This is a genomic window from Actinokineospora alba (genome assembly GCF_004362515.1).
GTDB classification, from domain to species: Bacteria; Actinomycetota; Actinomycetes; order Mycobacteriales; family Pseudonocardiaceae; genus Actinokineospora; species Actinokineospora alba.
In genome coordinates this window covers 1,211,494-1,231,694 of record NZ_SNXU01000001.1, presented here as the reverse complement: position 1 = coordinate 1,231,694, position 20,201 = coordinate 1,211,494, and the positions used below count along the sequence as shown (strand labels likewise).

25 protein-coding genes are annotated in these 20,201 nt (G+C 69.2%); 21 read left to right on the top strand and 4 right to left on the bottom strand.

What is annotated here, in order from left to right; translation table 11 throughout:
* Positions 1-45 precede the first annotated feature (45 nt).
* Entirely contained in the window at positions 46-1,023 is a 978-nt protein-coding gene (hemB, locus tag C8E96_RS05825; protein WP_091375722.1) for a porphobilinogen synthase, read from the top strand.
* Between the two features lie 775 nt (positions 1,024-1,798).
* Here the strand turns inward: hemB and C8E96_RS05820 are convergent.
* Positions 1,799-2,800 carry an SIS domain-containing protein gene (locus C8E96_RS05820; protein ID WP_166657886.1) on the bottom strand — a complete coding sequence of 334 codons (1,002 nt, stop codon included), beginning with the start codon at positions 2,798-2,800 and terminating at the stop codon, positions 1,799-1,801.
* 333 nt (positions 2,801-3,133) lie between these two features.
* Here C8E96_RS05820 and C8E96_RS05815 point away from each other — a divergent pair, with 333 nt between their 5' ends.
* Genes C8E96_RS05815 through C8E96_RS05780 form a run of 8 tightly spaced genes read left to right on the top strand, consistent with a single transcriptional unit; the run spans position 3,134 to position 7,947 of the window.
* Positions 3,134-3,637: a hypothetical protein gene (locus tag C8E96_RS05815; RefSeq protein WP_091384477.1), complete on the top strand. Its 504-nt coding sequence runs from the start codon at positions 3,134-3,136 to the stop codon at positions 3,635-3,637.
* Positions 3,634-4,086 (top strand): hypothetical protein, encoded by a 453-nt coding sequence (locus C8E96_RS05810; protein ID WP_091384478.1) that lies wholly within the window; start codon positions 3,634-3,636, stop codon positions 4,084-4,086. Before C8E96_RS05815 ends, C8E96_RS05810 begins: the two co-directional genes overlap by 4 nt.
* 36 nt (positions 4,087-4,122) lie before the next feature.
* Entirely contained in the window at positions 4,123-4,647 is a 525-nt protein-coding gene (locus C8E96_RS05805) for a hypothetical protein (protein WP_091384482.1), read from the top strand.
* 45 nt (positions 4,648-4,692) lie between these two features.
* Positions 4,693-5,073 (top strand): hypothetical protein, encoded by a 381-nt coding sequence (locus C8E96_RS05800; protein WP_133794202.1) that lies wholly within the window; start codon positions 4,693-4,695, stop codon positions 5,071-5,073.
* Positions 5,074-5,077: 4 nt separating this feature from the next.
* The gene (locus tag C8E96_RS05795; protein WP_091384488.1) at positions 5,078-5,401 is read left to right on the top strand and encodes a hypothetical protein; all 324 of its coding nucleotides are present in this window, start codon (positions 5,078-5,080) and stop codon (positions 5,399-5,401) included.
* Positions 5,402-5,429: 28 nt separating this feature from the next.
* Positions 5,430-6,752, top strand: a complete 1,323-nt coding sequence (gene hemL / locus C8E96_RS05790) for a glutamate-1-semialdehyde 2,1-aminomutase (RefSeq protein WP_091384492.1) — start codon at positions 5,430-5,432, stop codon at positions 6,750-6,752.
* Positions 6,749-7,378, top strand: coding sequence for a histidine phosphatase family protein (locus C8E96_RS05785; protein WP_091384496.1), 630 nt, complete (start codon positions 6,749-6,751; stop codon positions 7,376-7,378). Before hemL ends, C8E96_RS05785 begins: the two co-directional genes overlap by 4 nt.
* A complete protein-coding gene (locus C8E96_RS05780; protein ID WP_091384499.1) occupies positions 7,375-7,947 on the top strand; it encodes a TlpA disulfide reductase family protein in 573 nt (190 codons plus the stop codon). Before C8E96_RS05785 ends, C8E96_RS05780 begins: the two co-directional genes overlap by 4 nt.
* On the opposite strand, the gene C8E96_RS05775 is transcribed toward C8E96_RS05780, so the two are convergent.
* The gene (locus C8E96_RS05775) at positions 7,937-8,428 is read right to left on the bottom strand and encodes a hypothetical protein (RefSeq protein WP_091384503.1); all 492 of its coding nucleotides are present in this window, start codon (positions 8,426-8,428) and stop codon (positions 7,937-7,939) included. The genes C8E96_RS05780 and C8E96_RS05775 overlap by 11 nt on opposite strands.
* 162 nt (positions 8,429-8,590) lie before the next feature.
* Between C8E96_RS05775 and C8E96_RS05770 the strand changes: the two genes are divergently transcribed.
* The 4 genes from C8E96_RS05770 (at position 8,591) to C8E96_RS05755 (ending at position 13,436) form a co-directional block, all read left to right on the top strand.
* Complete coding sequence (locus tag C8E96_RS05770) at positions 8,591-9,361, top strand: cytochrome c biogenesis CcdA family protein (RefSeq protein ID WP_228770382.1); 771 nt, start codon at positions 8,591-8,593, stop codon at positions 9,359-9,361.
* Positions 9,362-9,402: 41 nt separating this feature from the next.
* Positions 9,403-10,896, top strand: coding sequence for a cytochrome c biogenesis protein ResB (gene resB / locus C8E96_RS05765; protein WP_091384512.1), 1,494 nt, complete (start codon positions 9,403-9,405; stop codon positions 10,894-10,896).
* Positions 10,896-11,831, top strand: coding sequence for a c-type cytochrome biogenesis protein CcsB (ccsB, locus tag C8E96_RS05760; RefSeq protein ID WP_091384509.1), 936 nt, complete (start codon positions 10,896-10,898; stop codon positions 11,829-11,831). Before resB ends, ccsB begins: the two co-directional genes overlap by 1 nt.
* 93 nt (positions 11,832-11,924) lie before the next feature.
* Positions 11,925-13,436, top strand: coding sequence for a MinD/ParA family ATP-binding protein (locus tag C8E96_RS05755; RefSeq protein ID WP_228770383.1), 1,512 nt, complete (start codon positions 11,925-11,927; stop codon positions 13,434-13,436).
* A 1,394-nt stretch (positions 13,437-14,830) separates the two neighbouring features.
* Here the strand turns inward: C8E96_RS05755 and C8E96_RS05750 are convergent.
* Both C8E96_RS05750 and C8E96_RS05745 read right to left on the bottom strand, forming a co-directional pair.
* Positions 14,831-15,016, bottom strand: coding sequence for a hypothetical protein (locus C8E96_RS05750; protein WP_091382902.1), 186 nt, complete (start codon positions 15,014-15,016; stop codon positions 14,831-14,833).
* Between the two features lie 67 nt (positions 15,017-15,083).
* Positions 15,084-15,299, bottom strand: coding sequence for a BldC family transcriptional regulator (locus C8E96_RS05745; protein ID WP_166657885.1), 216 nt, complete (start codon positions 15,297-15,299; stop codon positions 15,084-15,086).
* 146 nt (positions 15,300-15,445) lie between these two features.
* Here C8E96_RS05745 and C8E96_RS05740 point away from each other — a divergent pair, with 146 nt between their 5' ends.
* The 8 genes from C8E96_RS05740 to C8E96_RS05705 all read left to right on the top strand — a co-directional run bounded on the left by C8E96_RS05740 (position 15,446) and on the right by C8E96_RS05705 (position 19,897).
* Positions 15,446-15,913, top strand: coding sequence for an Lrp/AsnC family transcriptional regulator (locus C8E96_RS05740; protein WP_091382898.1), 468 nt, complete (start codon positions 15,446-15,448; stop codon positions 15,911-15,913).
* Complete coding sequence (locus C8E96_RS05735; protein ID WP_091382896.1) at positions 15,903-16,196, top strand: DUF4229 domain-containing protein; 294 nt, start codon at positions 15,903-15,905, stop codon at positions 16,194-16,196. The genes C8E96_RS05740 and C8E96_RS05735 overlap by 11 nt, the downstream gene beginning before the upstream one ends.
* A gap of 1 nt (position 16,197) precedes the next feature.
* Complete coding sequence (locus tag C8E96_RS05730) at positions 16,198-16,551, top strand: DUF1304 domain-containing protein (protein WP_091382894.1); 354 nt, start codon at positions 16,198-16,200, stop codon at positions 16,549-16,551.
* Complete coding sequence (cds1, locus tag C8E96_RS05725; RefSeq protein WP_091382891.1) at positions 16,548-17,663, top strand: L-cysteine desulfhydrase Cds1; 1,116 nt, start codon at positions 16,548-16,550, stop codon at positions 17,661-17,663. The genes C8E96_RS05730 and cds1 overlap by 4 nt, the downstream gene beginning before the upstream one ends.
* A 92-nt stretch (positions 17,664-17,755) precedes the next feature.
* A complete protein-coding gene (locus C8E96_RS33875) occupies positions 17,756-18,109 on the top strand; it encodes a hypothetical protein (RefSeq protein WP_228770225.1) in 354 nt (117 codons plus the stop codon).
* Positions 18,106-19,023: a WXG100 family type VII secretion target gene (locus tag C8E96_RS05715; protein ID WP_091382890.1), complete on the top strand. Its 918-nt coding sequence runs from the start codon at positions 18,106-18,108 to the stop codon at positions 19,021-19,023. Before C8E96_RS33875 ends, C8E96_RS05715 begins: the two co-directional genes overlap by 4 nt.
* Positions 19,020-19,457 carry a hypothetical protein gene (locus C8E96_RS05710; RefSeq protein ID WP_091382887.1) on the top strand — a complete coding sequence of 146 codons (438 nt, stop codon included), beginning with the start codon at positions 19,020-19,022 and terminating at the stop codon, positions 19,455-19,457. The genes C8E96_RS05715 and C8E96_RS05710 overlap by 4 nt, the downstream gene beginning before the upstream one ends.
* Entirely contained in the window at positions 19,454-19,897 is a 444-nt protein-coding gene (locus tag C8E96_RS05705) for a hypothetical protein (RefSeq protein WP_091382885.1), read from the top strand. Before C8E96_RS05710 ends, C8E96_RS05705 begins: the two co-directional genes overlap by 4 nt.
* Positions 19,898-20,201: the final 304 nt, after the last annotated feature.

Sequence of the window (20,201 nt, the reverse complement as noted above, 5' to 3'; positions counted from 1 at the left end):
GCTTCGGCACGCCGCCCGCGTTTGTTTCTTCGGAAAGGGTGCTCGATGTTCCCGAACCACCGCCCCCGCAGGCTCCGCACCACCCCCGCCATGCGGCGTCTGGTGTCGGAGACGGCTGTGCGCCCGAACCAGCTGGTGCTGCCCATGTTCGTCAAGGAGGGCGCCACCGAACCGGTCGCCATCGCGAGCATGCCCGGCGTCGTCCAGCACACCCGGGACAGCATGCGGAAGGCCGCGCTGGAAGCGGTCGAGGCAGGCGTCGGCGGCATCATGCTCTTCGGCGTCCCCACCACCCGAGACGCGGTGGGTTCGGGCGGCACCGACCCGAACGGCGTGTTGAACCTGGCCCTGCGCGACCTGCGTGCGGAACTGGGCGACGAGACGGTGTTGATGTCGGACCTGTGCCTCGACGAGTTCACCGACCACGGCCACTGCGGAATACTTGACGCCAAGGGAAACGTCGACAACGACGCGACTCTCGCGGTGTACGCGGAGATGGCGGTGGCCCAGGCCGAGGCGGGCGCCCACCTGCTGGGCCCGAGCGGCATGATGGACGGCCAGGTAGCGGTAGTCCGCGAAGCCCTGGACGCGGCGGGTTATCTCGACACCGGAATCCTCGCGTACTCAGCAAAGTACGCCTCGGCCTTCTTCGGCCCGTTCCGCGAGGCAGTGGAGTCGCAGCTCACCGGCGACCGCATGACGTACCAACAGGACCCGGCGAACATCCGCGAAGCCCTGCGCGAGACCACTTTGGACCTGACCGAGGGCGCGGACCTGGTGATGGTCAAGCCCGCTTTGGCCTACCTGGACGTAATCCGCGCGGTAGCGGAAATCGCCGACGTTCCCGTTGCGGCTTACCAGGTGTCGGGTGAGTACGCGATGATCGAGGCAGCGGCAGCGAACGGCTGGCTGGACCGCAGGCGCACCATCCTGGAAACCCTGACCTCGATTCACCGGGCGGGCGCGGACGTAATCCTTACGTACTGGGCAGTCGAAGCAGCAGGCTGGCTACGCGAGAACTAAGCCACACCAGCACTACGGCCCCCGCCGACAACGGCACAGCCTCCGGAAACCGCACCACCCACAGCCCCACCCGCAGATCACCCGCAACCCCACCCGCAAGTCACCCGCAACCCCACCCGCAAGTCACCCACAGCCCCACTCCAAGTGGGTTGCCTTTGCGGTCTTTGGCTTTTAATCCCTGCTCTACCCCCTGCCCCCTCGTCCTGGCCATCTTTAACTCTCGATCATCGGTGTCAAGGGTCGGCTTGCCGATCGCGAAGCGACGGCGCTTGCGCCGCCCTTGACGCCGATGATCGAGAGTTAAACAATTGTGGCCGAGGGAGACTGATTTCCCTTGGGAGCCAACAAGAACTCGGGGATCAACGTGGTGGGCCCCTCTGGCGCGAGTGTTTAATTCTCGATCATCGCTGTCAAGGGCGGCCGTAAACGGCCGTCGCTGCGCGATCGCTGCGCGACCCTTGACAGCGATGATCGAGAATTAAAAGCGGCCAGGACGAGGGGCAAGGGGGAAGTGCAGGGGCGAAGAGCCGTCCCCGAAGGTGACCACGTCCGGAGGTCAAGGACCAAGAGCCGTCCCTGAAAGCGACCACGTCCTTGGGTGCAAGGTCAAGGGCTGTCCCTGAAAGCGACCACGTCCTTGGATGCAAGGACAAGGGCTGTCCCCGAAGGTGACCACGTCCGGAGGTGCAAGGACAAAGGCATCCCTGGAGGTCTCTTCGGCCGGGGTTCGTCTGCCGGGGTGGGGCTGTGGTGGCGGATCAGCCCCGATTCCCAATTAGAGGGTGACCGACCGAATGGCCGTCGTCCAAGGTTCGCTCTCCAGGTGGGTCAAGTCCGGGTTCGCCCCCAGCTTCGCCGCCGCCGCCGACACCAACCGCTGGAACGGGACCACCGCCACAAGCGGCCGTACCAACGGGTCCACAGCGGCGAACGTGATGTCGTCCTCCGGCGAGTCCCCGACGGTCAGCACCGCTGAGCCCAGTGCCCTGAACAAGCCCAGCAGGTCGTCGGTCCGCCCGCCCTGGTTGCCGTGCCGAATCAGGAATGCCGCTGTCTCGCGGGAGAACACCGCCGGTGTCCCGTGCAGGGCGAACTCGGTGTGCATGCCCTCCGCCCACCGGTACGTGCCTTCCTTGAGTTTCAGCGCCGCCTCATACGCGGTGACAGCGTCCAGGCCCGTGCCCGTCACCAAAGTCATCGAGGAAGACGCGACAGCCGTCACCGCGCGCACCGGGATTTCCCGGGTCAGGGTTTCCGCGATGGCCTCCGGGACCGTTCGCAGCGCCGCGGTGAAGTTGTCAGCCCCCAGGGTCGCCGCCACCATCCGCCCCAGGATCGTCAGGGAAGCGGTGTACGAGGCCGTGTGCGTGCTCGCCTTCTCCTGCGGGCAGGTGCGCACGATGTGGTCGGCGGCTGGCTCGGCAGGCCCGATCCCGGTGACCGCGTAGCTCGTCGCCCCCGCCGCCCTGGCCTTCGCGAGGACCGCGTTGGGGTAGCGCTTGGTGCCCCGGTGGCTGACGACCACCACCTGGTCCTCGGGCCGCAGGGTCTCCGTCAGGGCGACGTCGTGTGAGTCGAGGGCGGCCGGGCGGATCTTGCCGTCCGACAGCAGGCGCACCCAGGCCGCCGCGACCCGGCAGGCGTGCAGTGAGGTCCCGTTCCCGGTGAACACGATCGGCCGCGCCGGGTCCAGGGCGGGCACGTCGTCGCGCTCCAGCAGCCCGGCGATGATCTCCGGCTGCTGGGAGACGTGCCGGTCCAGTGCGAGGCCCGTCATTCGTGCCACTTCCTGTTCAGTCGGTGAACCCGGCGCCGGGGCGCCGCGTTCCGCGGGAGAGTCGGGACAAAGCCAGGTCTGCGAACCAGAGCGGTCACGTCGCGCTCGGGCGAGGGCCATGACGAATGCGAACAGCAACGTAGTGGCTACTCAACGGAAGGACTAGGGGCTGTGGCGTAGGTCATGAGCCATCTGGACGAGTGCACTCACTCGGTCTATCACCGTCTCACGAAGGGGCGATCACAGCAGGCAGGGTTTGCGCCAGTCGGAGCATTTACGCAGGTAGTGCTCCCTGTCCCGAAGACGATCACGGCGCCGGTATATCGTCGCCCGGTGACGGAAGACGAGCCCAAGCGCGAAGCCCCGATCATGCCCACCGCCGACGAGGCGTTCCTGGCGGGCGAGGACCGCGCGGACGCCCCCGGGGTCGTGCGGGCCGCGTTCTGGGTGTGGGTCGCCGCCGGGGTCGTCGGGGTGCTCGGCGCGTTCAGCTTCTTCTTCCTGCGGTCCAAGATCGTCGAGGAGACCCTGCGCCGGCAGCCCGGGCAGAACAAGGCCGAACTCGAACAGATCGCCACCGGGCTGTCGTGGTGGCTGGTGCTGGGTTCGCTGATGTTCCTCGGCTTCTTCGTCCTCCTCGCCTACAAGGCGCGCGGCGGCACCCGCAAAGCCCGCACGCTCCTGGTCGTCGTCGGCGTCTTCGCCGCCCTGTTCCAGTACTCGGTGGGCCGCGTCGGCATCCTCGGGCTGCTCAGCACCCTGCTGATCATCGTGGCGCTGGGCATGATGTTCATGCCCGCGTCGCGGAAGTTCTTCGCGGTCAGCGACGAGCGGTGAGCGACGACGTCGACGGGCCGGTGCTCTACGCCGAGCCCGGTTCGACCTGGTGGCCGGTCCTCTGGGGCCCGGTGTTCGCCGCCACCGGCGCGATCGTCGAGCTGGTCACCGGCCCGGTGCACTGGGTCGCGTGGCTGGTCCTCGCGGTCGTGCTGGCCGGGATGACCGCGGGCTGGGTCAACGCCCGCCGCCGGGTCTGCTCCCTGTCGCTCACCGCCCGAACCCTGCGCCAAGGCCAGGAAGACCTCCCCGTCGACCGGATCGTCGCCGTCATCGACGACGAGGACGCGCTGGGCAGGCCCCTGGGCGGCGGCCTGACCGTCCCGCGCAAGACCTATGAGATCCCGCTCGAACTCGACGACGGCACCACCGTCCTCGCCTGGGCCCGCGACGGGGCCGCACTGCGCGCGGCGCTGACTCCGCTGGTCGGAGCAACTCCCGAGATCTGAGGTGCGAGCACCCCTGCTCGGGCATAGTTTCGACCCATGACGAGCAACTATCCGAATTATCCGGAGTACTCCTCCTCGAACCCGGATCCGGTCGCCCCCGTCCGGCCCAAGCCGGTCGACACCTCATTCATGCTGTGGATCGCCAACGCTGCCCTCGGGCTGCTCGGGTTCCTCCTGACCGTCTCGGTCGGCCGGGAGGCCACCCGCACGCAGATCATCGATCAGCTCCGGCAGCAGGGTGAGACGTTCACCGAGTCGCAGGTCGACAGCCTGGTCACCGCGGGCATCGTTTTCGCGGGGGTCATCGCCGCGGTGTTCTTCGGCCTGTACCTGTTGTTCGCGTTCAAGATGCGCGCCGGCCGCAACTGGGCCCGGATCACCCTGGCGGTCCTCGGTGGCATCGGCCTGATCTTCGGCCTGATCGGTCTCGCGGGCGGCACGGGCAACGCGCTCGAGATGATCCTCTCCGTGCTGCAGATCGCCCTGATCGGTGGCGCCATCTATTTCATGTACACCAAGGAAGCGAGCGCCTACTTCGACGCGGCCAAGCACCGGCCGTGACCAAGACCGCGTAACACGCAGAAGGGTCGCGGGGACTTACCTCGCGTGAGTCTCCCGCCCCTTCAGCGTCCCCGTGCGGTCGACGGCGCTTTCGCCTGCGCGGTGGCCGGTTCCGCGCTCGCCGCGGTCCTGCTCGGCGTCGCCGACCGCTCGATCAGCTACTTAGGCATGGGCGCGGCGGTCGCCGCCGTCGCGTCCCTGGTTCTCGCGTTCCCGATGCGTGTCGGGCGGCCCTGGGCCCGGATCGGCTTGTTCGTCAGCGCCCTCTTCGGCGTCCTGTGCGCCCCCGCCGTGGCCAACGCCGTGGGATCTTCCGCGGCGCCGGTGCTCGGCGCGGTTCTGGTGGCCGCGTGGGCTGTCGTCATCGCCCTGCTCGCCCGCGCCGACGTCCGCGATTACGTCGTGGTGTGTGACATGAGAGGCTGACCGGGTGACCGCCTCCGACCCGACCGTCACCGACGACGAGTCCGACCTGACCTGGCCCGTCCGTGAAGGCGCCGTGCATGAGCCGCGCCGGGCCGTGTGGGCCCTGGTCGAGGTCGTCGCCGCCGCGCTCCTGCTGTGGCTCGCGGTCTGGCTGTGGGGTGAGGGCGTCGACACCGTCGGCGGCGTGCGCGACCGCCCGGACCTGACCATCGAGCGCTACCAGGGTGGCTGGATCGGCGCGTCCGTCGCCGTCGCCACCCTGGCCCTGATCCTCGTGCTCGACGCCCTGCGCCAGCTGATCCTGGCGGTCCGCTCCCGCTCGAAGTGATCCTCGCGCCGTTTGAAACACTGACAGCGTGACTTCCGAGGTCAGCCAGGCACACGTCAGCAGCTCCGCCGCGCTCTTCGACCGGGCGAAGGCCGTGATCCCGGGCGGGGTCAACTCGCCGGTCCGCGCGTTCAACGCGGTCGGCGGCACCCCGCGGTTCATGGTCAGCGGCGCGGGCCCGTACCTCTGGGACGCCGACGACAACCGCTATGTCGACTTGGTCTGCTCGTGGGGTCCGATGATCCTGGGCCACGCGCACCCGGCCGTCGTCGACGCCGTGCGCACCGCCGCGGGCAACGGGCTCTCGTTCGGCACGCCGACGGCGGGGGAGATCGACCTCGCCGAGGAGATCATCCGCCGGGTCGCGCCGGTCGAGCAGGTGCGGCTGGTCAACTCCGGCACCGAGGCCACGATGAGCGCGATCCGCCTGGCCCGCGGCTTCACCGGCCGCAGCCGGATCGTCAAGTTCGCGGGCTGCTACCACGGCCACGTCGACGCGCTGCTCGCCGAGGCGGGCTCCGGCGTCGCCACGCTGGGCCTGCCCACCACGCCCGGCGTCACCGGCGCGCAGGCCGAGGACACCATCGTCCTGCCCTACAACGACCTCGACGCGGTCCGCGCGACCTTCGCCGAGCACGGTCCGACCATCGCCGCGGTGATCACCGAGGCCGCCGCGGGCAACATGGGCGCCGTCGCCCCCAGCGCTGGCTTCAACGCGGGCCTGCGCGAGATCACCCGCGAGCACGGCGCGCTGCTGGTCATGGACGAGGTGATGACCGGTTTCCGCGTCTCCGCCGCGGGCTGGTTCGGCCTCGAGGGCGTCGCGGGCGACCTCTACACGTTCGGCAAGGTCATGTCCGGCGGGCTGCCCGCCGCGGCGTTCGGCGGCCGCGCCGACATCATGGCCGCGCTCGCCCCGTCCGGCCCGGTCTACCAGGCGGGGACGCTGTCCGGGAACCCCGTCGCCGTCGCCGCGGGCCTCGCGACCCTGCGCGCCGCCGACGCGCAGGTGTACAAGGCGCTCGACGCGAACGCGGCCCGACTCGGCGCGCTGCTCACCGAGACCCTGACCAAGGCGAGCGTCCCGCACCGCGTGCAGTTCGCGGGCAACCTGGTGAGCGTCTTCTTCACCGAGGATGAGGTCACCGACTACGCGGGCGCCAAGGCCGCGCAGACCTGGCGCTTCCCGGCGTTCTTCCACGCCCTGCTCGACCACGGGGTGTACGCCCCACCCAGCGCGTTCGAGGCGTGGTTCGTCAGCGCCGCCCTCGACGACGCGGCGTTCACCGAGATCGCCGCCGCCCTTCCCCACGCGGCCGCGGCCGCTGCCGCCGCTGAGGAGCCCTCGTGAGCAAGACGATCGTCCACTTGTTACGGCACGGCGAGGTCCACAACCCGACGGGCATCCTCTACGGCCGCATCCCGGGCTTCCGCCTCTCCGCCACCGGCGAGCGCCAGGCGCTGACCGTCGCGGAGTACCTGCGGGAGCACGACATCACGCACGTCGTCGCCTCGCCGCTCGAGCGCGCCCAGCAGACCGCCACCCCGATCGCGGCGTCGCACCGGCTCGAACTGGCCACCGACGACCGGCTGATCGAGTCGGAGAACGTCTTCCAGGGCCAGCGCGTCTCGGTCGGCGACGGCGCGCTGCGGTCGCCGAAGAACTGGCCGCACCTGCGCAACCCGCTCCGGCCGTCCTGGGGCGAGCCGTACCTGCAGATCGCCCACCGGATGCTCGCCGCGGTCTACCGCGCCCGCGACGCCGCCGACGGCCACGAGGCGGTGTGCGTGTCGCACCAGCTGCCGGTGTGGACGCTGCGGCGCTACCTCGAAGGCAAGCGGCTGTGGCACAACCCGGCCAAGCGGGAGTGCTCGCTGGCCTCCCTGACCAGCCTGGTCTTCGACGACGAGCAGCTCATCGACATCCGCTACGCGGAACCGGTCGGCGGCAGCGACCCGAAGGCGACCGGAGCATGAGAGCCCTGGTCGTCGGTCTCGCCGCGTTGTTGGCCCTGGCAGGCTGCACGGCGGAGAAGGACGCGGCCTCCTCGGGCGCCGAGTTCGTCTTCGTCTCCCCCGGCGGCAAGACCGAGATCCGCTACGACGGCGCGGACCGCAAGGTCCTGCCGGAGGTCTCGGGCCCGGACCTGATGGACGAGTCCAAGCAGCTCAAGCTGAGCGACTACCGGGGCAAGGTCGTAGTCCTCAACGTCTGGGGCCAGTGGTGCGGCCCCTGCCGCGCCGAAGCCCCGGAACTGCAGCGGTTGCAGGATGACTACGCGGCCAAGGGCGTCCAGGTCCTCGGCATCGACGTCCGCGAACCGGGCCGCTCGGAGGCCCAGGACTTCATGCGGGACCGCAAGATCACGTACCCGTCGATCTTCGACCAGGGCGGCCGCAGCCTCCTGGCCCTCAAGGGCTACCCGCGAGCCGTGGTCCCGGCCACCTTCGTGATCGACAAACAAGGCCGAGTAGCCGCCGCCTACATGCGCGAACTCCTCGCCAACGACCTCACCCCGGTCCTCGACGAACTGATCAAGGAGTAGTCAGCTCCTCGATGAGGGCTTTGGCGTGGCCGCAGTCGCTGTCGTCGCCGCCGCCGAAGTCCGCGCTGACCACGGTGCTCTCGATCTCGAGCAGCACCGAGCACCCCTTGTCGTTGCGTGCCAGCACGGCCGGTCGGTCTCGTATCACAAGGTCCTCGGACGTGCCCGCGTTCAGCTTCCGCCAAGCCGCGAGGTCGCCCTGTTGGAGGGCGGCAAGCAGCACCCGGTCGAGTGGATTGCCCGCAGCGGCACTCCACGAGCAGTTCAGCCCACCCGGAGCATCCGCGCGGTAGGTCGCCACGGCACCGGGTATCCGCTTCGAGACGGCCTCGGGCGTCGACTGGCATGCCCGCTCCACGAACTGCCGCGCCCCGTCGGACACCCGCGGTGAGGAACCACCTGGGACCTCAGGCTCACCACAGCCGGCGACCGCCGTGGACGCCGCCAGCAGAGCGGTCCAGACCCAAGCCTTCGTCACCATGTGTCTCGCATCCAAGTCGTCTGCCCAAAATCGGCTCCGGTTCGTCCTGGATCCCCAAGCGCTGGGGGTCGAGTAGAAGTACTCATGTGTCGTGCTGTGAGCCGGCACGCTTTACTGACTACCGCTTACGGCGTGCCCACGCTCACTCCTTACCCTGATCGGGTGGACCCCACCGAGCTCGCCACGTCCGGCCCGCTGCTGCTGGCCGCCGCTGTCGCGCTGCTCGCCGGGGTGGTCTCGTTCGCCTCCCCCTGCGTGGTCCCGCTCGTCCCCGGCTACCTCGCCTACCTGGCCGCCCTGGTCGGCGCCGAGGCCCCCGCCGTCACCACCGACGAGGGACGTAAACAGGGCCGCTACCGGGTTCTGGGTGCCGTCGCCCTCTTCGTCCTCGGCTTCACCGTCGTCTTCGCCGCCACCGTCGGCAGCCTGGTCTGGCTCGCCGACGCCCTCCTGGTCAACGAGTTGCTCCTGCAGCGCATCGGCGGCGTGATCACCATCGCGATGGCGCTGGTCTTCATCGGCCTGGTCCCCGCCATGCAGAAAGACCTGCGCCTGCACAAGGTCCCGCGTATGGGACTCGCGGGCGCGCCGGTCCTTGGCGGCATCTTCGCCCTCGGCTGGACACCGTGCCTGGGCCCGACCCTGGCGGGCGTGCTGTCCATGGCCGCCGCCACCGGCGGGAACGCCGCCCGCGGCTACCTGCTGGTCTTCATCTACTGCATGGGCCTCGGCATCCCGTTCCTGCTCATCGCGCTCGGCCTGCGCTGGGCCGTGGGTGCCTCCGACTGGCTGCGCAGGCACGGCCGGACCATCCAGTACGTCGGCGGCGGCCTGCTCCTTCTCGTCGGCATCCTGCTGGTCACCGGTCTGTGGGCCGAGGTGGTCGGCTGGCTGCGGGTGGCGTTCATCAGCGACGTGAAGCTGCCGCTGTGAGCCTTTCCTTCCTGCGCAACACCTGGCGCGGACTCACCTCGATGCGCACCGCGCTGATCCTGCTGTTCCTGCTCGCCCTAGCCGCCATGCCCGGGGCGCTCCTGCCGCAGCGCTCGCTCAACCCGCCGAACGTCGACACCTACATCGCCACCCACGGCTGGTGGGGCCGCGCGCTCGACCGGCTGCAGTTCTTCGACGTGTACGCCAGCGTCTGGTTCTCCGCGATCTACCTGATGCTGTTCGTCTCCCTGGTCGGCTGCCTGCTGCCGCGCACCCTCGAATACGCGAAGCAACTCACTGCTAAGCCGGTCCTGACCCCGCGCAACCTCAGCAGGCTGCCGCACCACGAGACCGCGACCCTCGACGGCTCGCCCGACGACGCGATCGCCGCGGCCCGGACGCGGCTGCGCGGGTGGCGGCTGGTCGAGCGCGAGGAGGCCGACGGCGCCCGCAGCGTCAGCGCCGAGCGCGGCTACACCCGCGAGGCGGGCAACCTGGTCTTCCACTTCGCCATGCTCGGCCTGATCGTGACGCTCGCGCTGGGCAAGATGGTCAACTACGAGGGCCAGGTCATCGTGCTGGCCAACGGCTCGGAGTTCTGCAACTCGGGCACCCTCAACTACGACTCGTTCCGCCCCGGCCTGCGCGTCGACGGCACCGACCTGAGCCCGTTCTGCGTGCGGGTCAACAAGTTCGACGCCGAGTACCTGCCCAACGGCCAGGCCGACACGTTCCGCGCCAAGATCGACTACCAGGCGGGCGACGACCTCACGGCCAACACCTGGCGGCCCTACGACCTCGAGGTCAACGCCCCGCTGCGCACGGCGGGCGACCGGGTCTACCTGCTCGGCCACGGCTACGCCCCGACGTTCACGGTCACCTTCCCCAACGGCGAGTCCCGCACCCAGACCGTCCAGTGGCGCCCGGTCGACAACCTGACCCTGCTGTCCGAGGGTGCCACCAAGTTCGACCCGCCCGGGGTGACCGACTCCGCCGAGCGCCGCACCAAGCAGATCGCCGTAACCGGCCTGTTCGCACCGACCGCGCTGATGCACGACAAGATCCTCACCTCCGGCTTCCCCGACCTGACCGACCCGGCCGCCGCCATCGACGTCATGCGCGGCGACCTGGGCATCGACTCCGGACGGGGTCAGTCGATCTTCGAGATCGACCGCTCGCTGGTCGACAGCGGCAGGCTCACCCGGGTCGCCCGGCAGAACCTCAAGCCGGGGGAGTCGATCAGTCTCGACGACGGCACCAAAGTCACCTTCGACGGTGTCGTGCGCTGGGTGTCGCTGCAGGTCTCGCACGACCCGACCCAGGTGTGGGTGCTGGTCAGCGCCATCCTGATGATCCTCGGGCTCGGCGCGTCGCTCACCGTGAAACGCCGCAGGCTGTGGGTCCGCGCGGCGCCCGACGACGAGGGTCGTACCGTGGTCCGCGTCGGTGGGCTGGCCCGCACCGACCAGGCGGGATACGGCGAGGAGTTCCACCGGATCGCCGCCGAGCTGCTCAGTCCCAGGAGGGATACCTGATGCCGGTCAACGACACGCTGTCGACCTACAGCGACTGGACGTTCGGCGCCGCGACGCTGGTCTACGTCATCGCGATGGTCTGCTACGCCGTCGAGCAGGCGTTCAACCGCGCGGCGAAGAAGTCCGAGCAGGCGCTGGTCGGCGCGGGTGCGCCGGCCTACGGACTGATCGAGGAAGCCCCCGCGCGGAGCAGGCCCGACCGGTTCGGCCGGATGGCCGTCGCCCTGACCGTCCTGGGCGCGGCGCTGCACCTCTCGGCGCTGGTCCTGCGCGGAGTCGCGACCGGCCGCGCCCCCTGGGGCAACATGTACGAGTACGGCATGGCCGTCACCCTGGTCGCGGTGGTGAGCTGGCTGGTGCTGATGCGCAAGTTCGAGGTGCGCAGGCTCGGTGTCTTCGTGCTCACGCCCATCGTGATCCTGATGTTCCTCGGCGGCACGGTGCTCTACACCGAGGCCGCCCCCGTGCAGCCGGCGCTGCGGTCGTACTGGCTGGTCATCCACGTCTCCGCGGCCATCCTGTCCAGCGGCCTGTTCCTAGTCCCCGGCGTGGTCAGCCTGCTGTACTTGGTCAAGGCGAGTCACGACGCGAACCCGGCGAAGTTCACCCGTTTCGGGCCGAAGCTGCCGGACGCGGACATCCTCGACCGCCTCGCGTACCGCACCACGATCTTCGCGTTCCCGATCTACACCTTCGGCATCATCTGCGGCGCGATCTGGGCCGAGGCGGCCTGGGGCCGGTTCTGGGGATGGGACCCGAAGGAGACCGTCGCGTTCGTCGCGTGGGTCGTCTACGCGGGGTATCTGCACTCGCGGGCTACCGCGGGCTGGCGTGGAAAGCGGGCCGCGGTCATCAACTCGGTCGGCTTCGCGATGGTCGTGTTCAACCTGTTCTTCATCAACCTGGTGATAGCCGGACTGCACTCCTACGCGTAGTGCCCCTCACCTGCGGTTGCTCGTGCGAAGTGCGTTACCGTCGACACCGAGAACGGGGATTTCCCGCTGTCGGGTGCAGGAGGAGTCGCACGGGTGACTGGACGCCGAGAAGAGTCGGACCTGGCCTGGCGGCCGCCGAACAACGGTCCTGAGACCCAGGGCGACGGGCACGACTTCGGCCCGTCCGCGGAGCTGGGCGTGAGCCACCTGGACGAGGACGCCGCGACGGACTCGACCGGCCACCCGGAGGCGTCGTCCGCCGCCGAGGCGAGCCAGTCCGGTCCGCACCAGGTCAACGCCGGTCAGTCGGGGCCGCACCAGGTGAATCCGAGCCAGTCGGGTCCCCATCAGGTGAACCCGGGACAGTCGGGTCCGCACCAGGTGAGCGCGAGCCAGTCCGGCCCCCACCAGGTCAACCCGAGCCAGTCCGGCCCCCACTATGTGAACCCGAACCAGTCGGGCCCGCACAACGTGAACCCGGGCCAGTCGGGTCCCCACCAGGTGAGCGCGAGCCAGTCGGGTCCGCACTATGTGAACCCGAACCAGTCGGGTCCCCACAACGTGAACCCGAGTCAGTCCGGTCCGCACCACGTGAACCCCGGACAGTCCGGCCCGCACCAGGTGGGCCAGTCCTACCCGCAGGGCCAGCAGTACGGCTACCCGCAGGCGGGCAGGCCCCAGGACGGCGGCCACGGCCACGACCTGTCCTCCGCCCGCCTGATCAAGCAGAACAAGCGCGCGCCGCAGTCCGGTTGGCGCAAAGCTGTCTTCGTGGCCAGCGGCCACCTGATCAACCCGGGCGAGAGCCCGACGGACGTGCGCAGGCGTGAGCTCATCGGCCGGGTCAACCAGCCGCTGCGCGGGTGCTACAAGATCGCCATGCTCAGCCTCAAGGGCGGCGTCGGCAAGACCACCACGACGACCACCCTCGGCTCGACGTTCTCGTCGCTGCGTGGCGACCGGGTCATCGCGGTTGACGCCAACCCCGACCGCGGCACCCTGAGCCAGAAGATCCCGCTGGAGACCACCGCCACCGTCCGCCACCTGCTGCGCGACGCCGACCGGATCCGCCGCTACAGCGACATCCGCGCCTACACCTCGCAGGGCCCGTCGCGCCTTGAGGTGCTGGCCAGCGAGCAGGACCCGGCGGTGTCGGAGGCGTTCAGCGAGCAGGACTACCGGCGCACGGTGACTCTGCTGGAGCACTTCTACAACATCGTCCTGACCGACTGCGGCACCGGACTGATGCACTCGGCGATGAAGGGTGTCCTCGACATCGCGGACTCGCTGGTGATCGTCTCGTCCGGTTCGGTCGACGGCGCCCGCAGCGCCTCGGCCACCCTGGACTGGCTCGACGCCCACGGCTACCGCGACCTGGTCTCCCGCTCCGTCGCGGTGATCAACTCGGTGCGCCCGAAGTCGGGCTCGGTCGACCTGGACAAGCTGGCCCAGCACTTCGGATCCCGCTGCCGCGCGGTCTGCCGCATCCCGTTCGACCCGCACCTGGAAGAGGGCGCGGAGATCGAACTGGACCGCCTGGCCCCCGAAACCCGCCTGGCCCTCCTCGAAATGGCCGCCACCGTAGCCGACGACTTCCCCCGCTAACCGCGAGTCGCCCCACCAGGCAACCGAGTCGCCCCGCCAGGCAAGTGGTTTCAACGTTCGCGCCCCCCGGCAAGCGAGTCGCCCGCCGGGGCAACCGAGTGGCCCCTTCCGGCAACTGAGTTCACCCGCCAAGTAACTGAGTCGCCCCCTCCGGCAAGCGAGTTGCTCGCCGGGGTGAGCGGGCGGTCCCTTCCGGCAACTGAGTTCACCCGCCAAGTAACTGAGTCGCCCCCTCCGGCAGGTGGGTTGCTCGCCAGGGGTGAGCGGGTGGTCCCTTCCGGCAACTGAGTTCACCCGCCAAGTAACTGAGTCGCCCCCTCCGGCAGGTGGGTTGCTCGCCAGGGGTGAGCGGGTGGTCCCTTCCGGCAACTGAGTTCACCCGCCGAGCAACTGAGTCGCCCCGTCCGGCAGGTGGGTTGCTCGCCGGGGTGAGCGGGTGGTCCCTTCCGGCAACTGAGTTCACCCGCCGAGCAACTGAGTCGCCCCGTCCGGCAGGTGGGTTGCTCGCCGGGGTGAGCGGGTGGTCCCTTCCGGCAACTGAGTTCACCCGCCGAGCAACTGAGTCGCCCCGTCCGGCAGGCGGGTTGCTCGCCAGGGGTGAGCGGGTGGTCCCTTCCGGCAACTGAGTTCACCCGCCGAGCAACTGAGTCGCCCCGTCCGGCAAGCGGGTTGCTCGCCAGGGGTGAGCGGGTGGTCCCTTCCGGCAACTGAGTTCACCCGCCGAGCAACTGAGTCGCCCCGTCCGGCAAGCGGGTTGCTCGCCAGGGGTGAGCGGGTGGTCCCTTCCGGCAACTGAGTTCACCCGCCGAGCAACTGAGTCGCCCCGTCCGGCAGGCGGGTTGCTCGCCGGGGTGAGCGGGTGGTCCCTTCCGGCAACTGAGTTCACCCGCCGAGCAACTGAGTCGCCCCGTCCGGCAAGCGGGTTGCTCGCCGGGGTGAGCGGGTGGTCCCTTCCGGCAACTGAGTCGCCCCTCCGGCAAGCGAGTTGCTCGCCGGGGTGGGCGGGTGGTCCCGTCCGGTAGGTGAGTTGGTCGCCAGGGGTGAGCGGGTGGTCCCGTCGGCAGGTGAGTCGCCCGCCAGGGCAACCGAGTCGCCCCCTCCGGCAGGTGAGTCGCCAGGGCAACCGAGTCGCCCCCTCCGGCAGGTGAGTCGCCAGGGCAACCGAGTCGCCCCCTCCGGCAACTGAGTTCACCCGCCAAGCATCCGAGTCGCCCCCTCCGGCAAGCGAGTTCACCCACCAGGCAACCGGGTCCACCGTTCGCGCAGCACAAGTGCCCGGCAACCAGTCCATCGGTTGCCGGGCACTAGTGCGCGAATGTCGAACTCACTTGCCCGAAGGGTGCACTCAGTTGCCGGAAGGGGCGACTCGGTTGCCTGGAGGGGCGACTCGCGGGTTAGGCGGGTGGGTCTTCGGCGGGGGGCTTGCGGTGCTTCTCGCCCAGTTTGCGGAGGAAGTCGGGGTCGTCGTCGGGGGCGATCGAGGTGCGCGTGGTGGTGGCTTCGGCCGCGCGTGGGCCGAAGGCCTTCCACATCAGCACCGCGATCGTGATCGCGCCGACAGCAGCCAGCAGGTAAGTCATTGAGGCACCTCCGAAAAGCCTAGAACACGAGGTTAGCCGGTTTGTCCGGATTTTGGGGACGCGCAGGTCACGCGTGCTCCACGTGCTCCGTCGCCTCGGTCGTCAGCTCGGCCAGCAGTGCCTGGACCTCGGTCTCGCGGAACCGGCGGTGTCCGCCGGGGGTGCGGATGGACCCGATGCGGCCCGCCGTGGCCCACCGGGTGACGGTCTTGGGGTCGACCCGGAACAGGGCCGCCACTTCCCCCGGGGTGAGCAGGCGTTCCCCCACGTGGCCAACGGTCACCTTCGCCGCCTCCTTGATAGTCGACCAACGGGATCATCGTGGCATCTCGCCCGTCGGGTACTCGAACGGTTGGGTGATGGTAAAGAGGTAGTAAGGGACAAAACGGCCGGTTCGGACACCCGGGGCCGGCATCGTAGGCTTTCGCCGTGGACACTGTCGATCGCCGAATCATCGCGGCCCTGCGTACCAACGGCCGCGTCACCTACGCCGATCTCGGCAGGCAGGTGGGCCTGTCCGCGTCGGCTGTGCACGAGCGGGTCGGCAAACTGGAGTCCGCGGGCGTCATCACCGGCTACCACGCCATGGTCGACCCGCGCGCGGTCGGACTCGACGTCACCGCCCTGGTCTCCATCCACCCGACCGACACCGCCGACGACGAGGACGTCGCCGACGCCCTGGCCGAGCTGAACGAGGTCGAGTCCTGCTACCGGGTCGCGGGCGACGAGTCCTTCGTGGTCAAGGTCCGCGTGGCTACTGTGGACGACCTGGAGCGGTCGCTGAGCAGGCTGCGCCGGATAAAGGGTGTCGCGCGCACCAGGTCGACCGTGGTGCTGTCGACCCGGTTCGAGGGCAGGCCGAACACCGTCGATGAGGAAAGCGCCCATGCCGAGTAACGTCCAGCCCGTGCAGGACAAGCCCGGCGCGCACCTTGGGCGCGACATCGCTCTCTACACCCTCGCGCGGGTCGCCCTGGTCGGCGCCGTGACGGGGATCCTGGTGCTTTTCGACCTCCCGCTGCTGGTGTCGGTGGCCATCGCCGTGGTCGTCGGGTTCCCGCTGGGCATGCTGCTGTTCCGAAGCCTCAACGACCGGGTCACCGCGGGCCTCGCTGACCGCTACGCAGAACGCGACCGCCTCCGGGCGGAGCTGCGCGGCGAAGAACCGGATGAGGACTGAGATGGACACCGCCGCGAAGGTCATGGTCGGGCTCGTCGGCCTGATCCACGTCTACATCCTCGTGCTGGAGATGTTCCTCTGGAACACCTCGCTCGGCCGCCGGACCTTCGGGACCTCGCACGAGTTCGCCGCCGAGACCGCCATGCTGGCGGGCAACCAGGGGCTCTACAACGGCTTCCTGGCCGCCGGCCTGTTCTACGGCCTGGCCGCGGGTTCGCTGTCGTTCCAGGTGTTCTTCCTGATCTGCGTGATGATCGCCGGTCTCTACGGCGCCGCGACGGTGTCCTTGCGCATCCTGTACGTCCAGACGGTGCCCGCGGCCATCGCGCTCGTGCTCGTCCTGCTCGCGCGATGACCGCCGTCGACCGCTGCAGCGCCAAGACCCGGGACTGGGTCTGCCGCTCCATCAAGATCATCGAGGCGGACGCGAACCGCAGCGCCGACACGCACCTGCTGCCGTTCCCGCTGCCGCTGGAGTGGAACGTCCAGCTCTACCTCAAGGACGAGTCCACCCACCCGACCGGCTCGCTCAAGCACCGCCTCGCCCGCTCGCTGTTCCTCTACGCCCTGTGCAACGGCTGGATCGTCGACGGCACCCCGGTCATCGAGGCGTCCTCGGGCTCGACGGCGGTGTCGGAGGCGTACTTCGCCCGGATGCTGGGCCTGCCGTTCATCGCGGTCATGCCGCGCACGACCAGCCCGGAGAAGATCGCGCTGATCGAGCGCCAGGGCGGGCGCTGCCACTTCGTCGACGAGCCCGGCCAGATCTACGCCGAGTCGCGCAAGCTGGCCGACGAGCTCGGCGGGCACTACATCGACCAGTTCACCCACGCCGAGCGGGCCACCGACTGGCGGGGCAACAACAACATCGCCGAGTCCGTCTTCGAGCAGATGTCGAAGGAGCCGAACCCGGAGCCCGCGTGGGTCGTGGTCGGCGCGGGCACCGGCGGCACCAGCGCGACCATCGGCCGCTACATCCGCTATCGCGCCCTCGACACCCGCCTGGCCGTGGTCGACCCGGAGAACTCGGTGTTCTTCGACGCCTGGCGCGACACCGAGCCGGACCTGACCGGCAGCCGCGGCTCGCGCATCGAGGGCATCGGCAGGCCGCGGGTCGAGCCGTCGTTCCTCGGCCAGGTCATCGACCGGATGATCAAGGTGCCGGACGCGGCGTCGATCGCGGTCATCCGGGTCGTCGAGGAGCTGATCGGCCGCCGCGCGGGCGGGTCGACCGGCACGAACCTGTGGGGCGCGTTCCAGATCATCGCCGAACTGCGGGCGGCCGGGGTGTCCGGCAGCGTGGTGACCCTGCTGTGCGACGGCGGCGAGCGCTACTCGCACACCTACTACGACGACGCGTGGGTCGCCGCCCAGGGACTCGACATCGAGCCGTATCAGGAGTTCCTGCGGCACTTCCTGGCCACCGGCGAGTGGCATGAGGACAGTCTCCCGCCAATTCGCAACTGAAAAGCCCTGACACCCGGTGGGAACCGACGTCCGGAGGCGGCCGTCAACCCTGGGACACACGCCGAGCGCGGGACACGTCAGGAGCACCACCGATGGGCGAACAGTTCAAGGTCGAGCCGGAGCAGCTGCGCGGCTACGCGGGTCTGCTCGGCCGCAACGCGGGCCACTTCAAGACGATCGAGGACCACGCCCGGAGCAAGGGTGGCGACACCAGCGGCTTCACCGGCCTGCTGAGCCTGCTCGTTCCTGTGGTCGACGGCGTCGTCGGCCTCTACGGCGAGACCCTCCAGTTCGCCAACGACAAGCTGGGCAACGTCCAGTCCTCGCTGGAAAGCGCGGCCGCCGCGTATGAGACCGCCGACCGCACGTCCTGCGGTCGAATGACCACTGTGGACGGTCAGCGGTCCGCCGCCGCCAGTGGCGTCCCGACGGTAGGTGCGCGATGAGCTACGACGACGCGGTCGACCCGACCGTCGCGCTGAACAACGCCGACACCATCGCGGGCGGACTGAAGATCGAGGACGCGATCCGTGACGCGGGCGCGCAGGTCCAGGTCGTCAACTGGATCTGGGAGCAGGTCGTCGGCGACGACCTCGTGAGCTCGATCATCACCCCGATCACCGGCGACTTCGAGAAGATCTCCGCCACCGGCAAGCAGTGGGAGAACATCTCCGAGGCGCTGCAGTCGGTTCGGGACAACCTCAACACCGGCCTCGACGAGCTCGACCCGCACTGGGACGGCGACGCCGCGCAGAAGTTCGAGCTGCTGATCCGTACTGTGTGGACGGTCGGCATCGAGGCCGACGCGCAGGCCGCGAAGCTTGTCGGCACCGCGTTCGAGAAGGTCGCCGAGGCCTCGAAGAAGGCCTGCGAGCTCGCGCTGAAGCTGATCAAGAAGCTGGTCAACAAGCTGATCGAGGCGATCGCGCTGATGCCGATCCCGGTCGTCGGGTGGGCGCGCGCGGTCAAGATGGTCATCGACGCCATCGAGATCTACAACGCGGTCATGCAGATCATCCGCGGCATCGAGCAGATCATCGAGGGCTGCCAGACCGTCGTCAGCGGTGTCCGCGACCTCGGCTCGGCTTTGATGAAGATCAAAGACGTCCGTAACCTGAACGACGCCATCAACTCGGCCAACGACATCTCCGACGCCAAGGGCGACATCAGCGACGGCGCGGCCTCGGTCTCCGGGGGCGCGAAGGACGTCGGCAAGGGCGGGGTCGGCGCGGCCAAGAACGGCTACAAGGGCTACCAGCACTACGGCCAGTACCAGGACGACCGGGCGGAGGCGAACCGCCCGGACCCGTCGACCCAGAACCGCCAGGGCACACCGGTGCCCACCGGAGGAACGCGATGAACGACGACTGGAAGAGCGTCCGGCTCCGCGAGGCCGAGGCGAGCCTCGACGTCGCGCTGGCGACGCTCGACGCGACGTTGGCCAGCGTCGAGAAGCAGTTCGCGGACAAGCCGCAGGACGGCCTCAGCGATGAGGACATCAAGGCGATCTCCGAGCACGCCCGCGGCGCCGACGCGCCCCAGGCGCTGCGCGACCTGCAGGCCCGGATCGACGCGGGCGAGCTGACCTGGCGCGACATCACCAGCGGCCGGGCGGCGGGGGAGCCGGGGGTGCGGGAGGCGCTGGAGTCCGGGCTGCCGCAGCTGCGGCAGGCCTACGCGCTGTTGGAGGAAGGCCACTCGGTCGACGAGGTCATCGAGGCGGGCCGGTCGCGTTCCGGTCGCTCGGACGATGACGGCGATGAGGGCATCGTGCTCCGCGAAGACGCCTGGTGAAGCGGGCACTCGCGCTGACGGTGGCGTTGCTGGCGCTCTATGCGGCGGTCTACGCCGTCGGAGCGTTCAGCGGGACGTACGTGTCAGGCACCGTGCGTGACCCGGCGATCTACCAGTGGACCGGCGACACGATCGCGGTGCAACGCAAGGCCGGAGCGCGCGGCTGCACGGTCACGCCCGACGGCGGCGCCGAGGAGGCCGTGGAGATCGGATCGAGCAAAGGCGCGTTCGGCGCGGTGACCGAGTTGCGCCCCTGGTTCCCGGGTGGCGCGATGATCAAATGCCAGGGCGGTCTGACGGTGTGGACCGGGCGGGCCGCCGACCTGCGGTTGATCACCCGGCACCCGCTGTTCTTCACCGGCGCGTCACTTCTCATCTCCGTTCCCATTCTATTGCTGGTAATTCGTAGAAGACGGAATCAGCCTGCGCGCAACCCCTAAACGGCGGGAGTGGGCAGTAATCCCGGTCACTTTCCGGGCGGCGCGGGCGCGTTCTCGCTAATAAGTCGATAATTGCGCATAGTGACATGCTTTAGCGCTGATAGTCCGATCGGGTGAGATCCACTGTCCGGTGCCTGGTCGCCGGTCCCGTACCCCGTTAGGGTTCGGTACGGCGGAGGTTCATCGGGTTGGACGGGGATGTTTGATGACGGAGTCCGGCGTCGACTCTAGTGTGGACGAATGCATTCCCACTTCTTCCCAGAGTGAATTGCTGTATTTCGCCGCGCGATAGTCGGCCGACTAG

Bases quoted from the DNA above. Each gene is read 5' to 3' on its own strand.
- hemB (WP_091375722.1), top strand. From the start codon at position 46: ATGTTCCCGAACCACCGCCCCCGCAGGCTCCGCACCACCCCCGCCATG.
- C8E96_RS05715 (WP_091382890.1), top strand. From the start codon at position 18,106: ATGAGCTACGACGACGCGGTCGACCCGACCGTCGCGCTGAACAACGCC.
- C8E96_RS05775 (WP_091384503.1), bottom strand. From the start codon at position 8,428: ATGGTGACGAAGGCTTGGGTCTGGACCGCTCTGCTGGCGGCGTCCACG.
- ccsB (WP_091384509.1), top strand. From the start codon at position 10,896: ATGCCGGTCAACGACACGCTGTCGACCTACAGCGACTGGACGTTCGGC.
- cds1 (WP_091382891.1), top strand. From the start codon at position 16,548: ATGACCGCCGTCGACCGCTGCAGCGCCAAGACCCGGGACTGGGTCTGC.
- C8E96_RS05805 (WP_091384482.1), top strand. From the start codon at position 4,123: ATGACGAGCAACTATCCGAATTATCCGGAGTACTCCTCCTCGAACCCG.
- C8E96_RS05730 (WP_091382894.1), top strand. From the start codon at position 16,198: ATGGACACCGCCGCGAAGGTCATGGTCGGGCTCGTCGGCCTGATCCAC.
- resB (WP_091384512.1), top strand. From the start codon at position 9,403: ATGCGCACCGCGCTGATCCTGCTGTTCCTGCTCGCCCTAGCCGCCATG.
- C8E96_RS05780 (WP_091384499.1), top strand. From the start codon at position 7,375: ATGAGAGCCCTGGTCGTCGGTCTCGCCGCGTTGTTGGCCCTGGCAGGC.
- C8E96_RS33875 (WP_228770225.1), top strand. From the start codon at position 17,756: ATGGGCGAACAGTTCAAGGTCGAGCCGGAGCAGCTGCGCGGCTACGCG.
- C8E96_RS05820 (WP_166657886.1), bottom strand. From the start codon at position 2,800: ATGACGGGCCTCGCACTGGACCGGCACGTCTCCCAGCAGCCGGAGATC.
- C8E96_RS05735 (WP_091382896.1), top strand. From the start codon at position 15,903: ATGCCGAGTAACGTCCAGCCCGTGCAGGACAAGCCCGGCGCGCACCTT.
- C8E96_RS05710 (WP_091382887.1), top strand. From the start codon at position 19,020: ATGAACGACGACTGGAAGAGCGTCCGGCTCCGCGAGGCCGAGGCGAGC.
- C8E96_RS05750 (WP_091382902.1), bottom strand. From the start codon at position 15,016: ATGACTTACCTGCTGGCTGCTGTCGGCGCGATCACGATCGCGGTGCTG.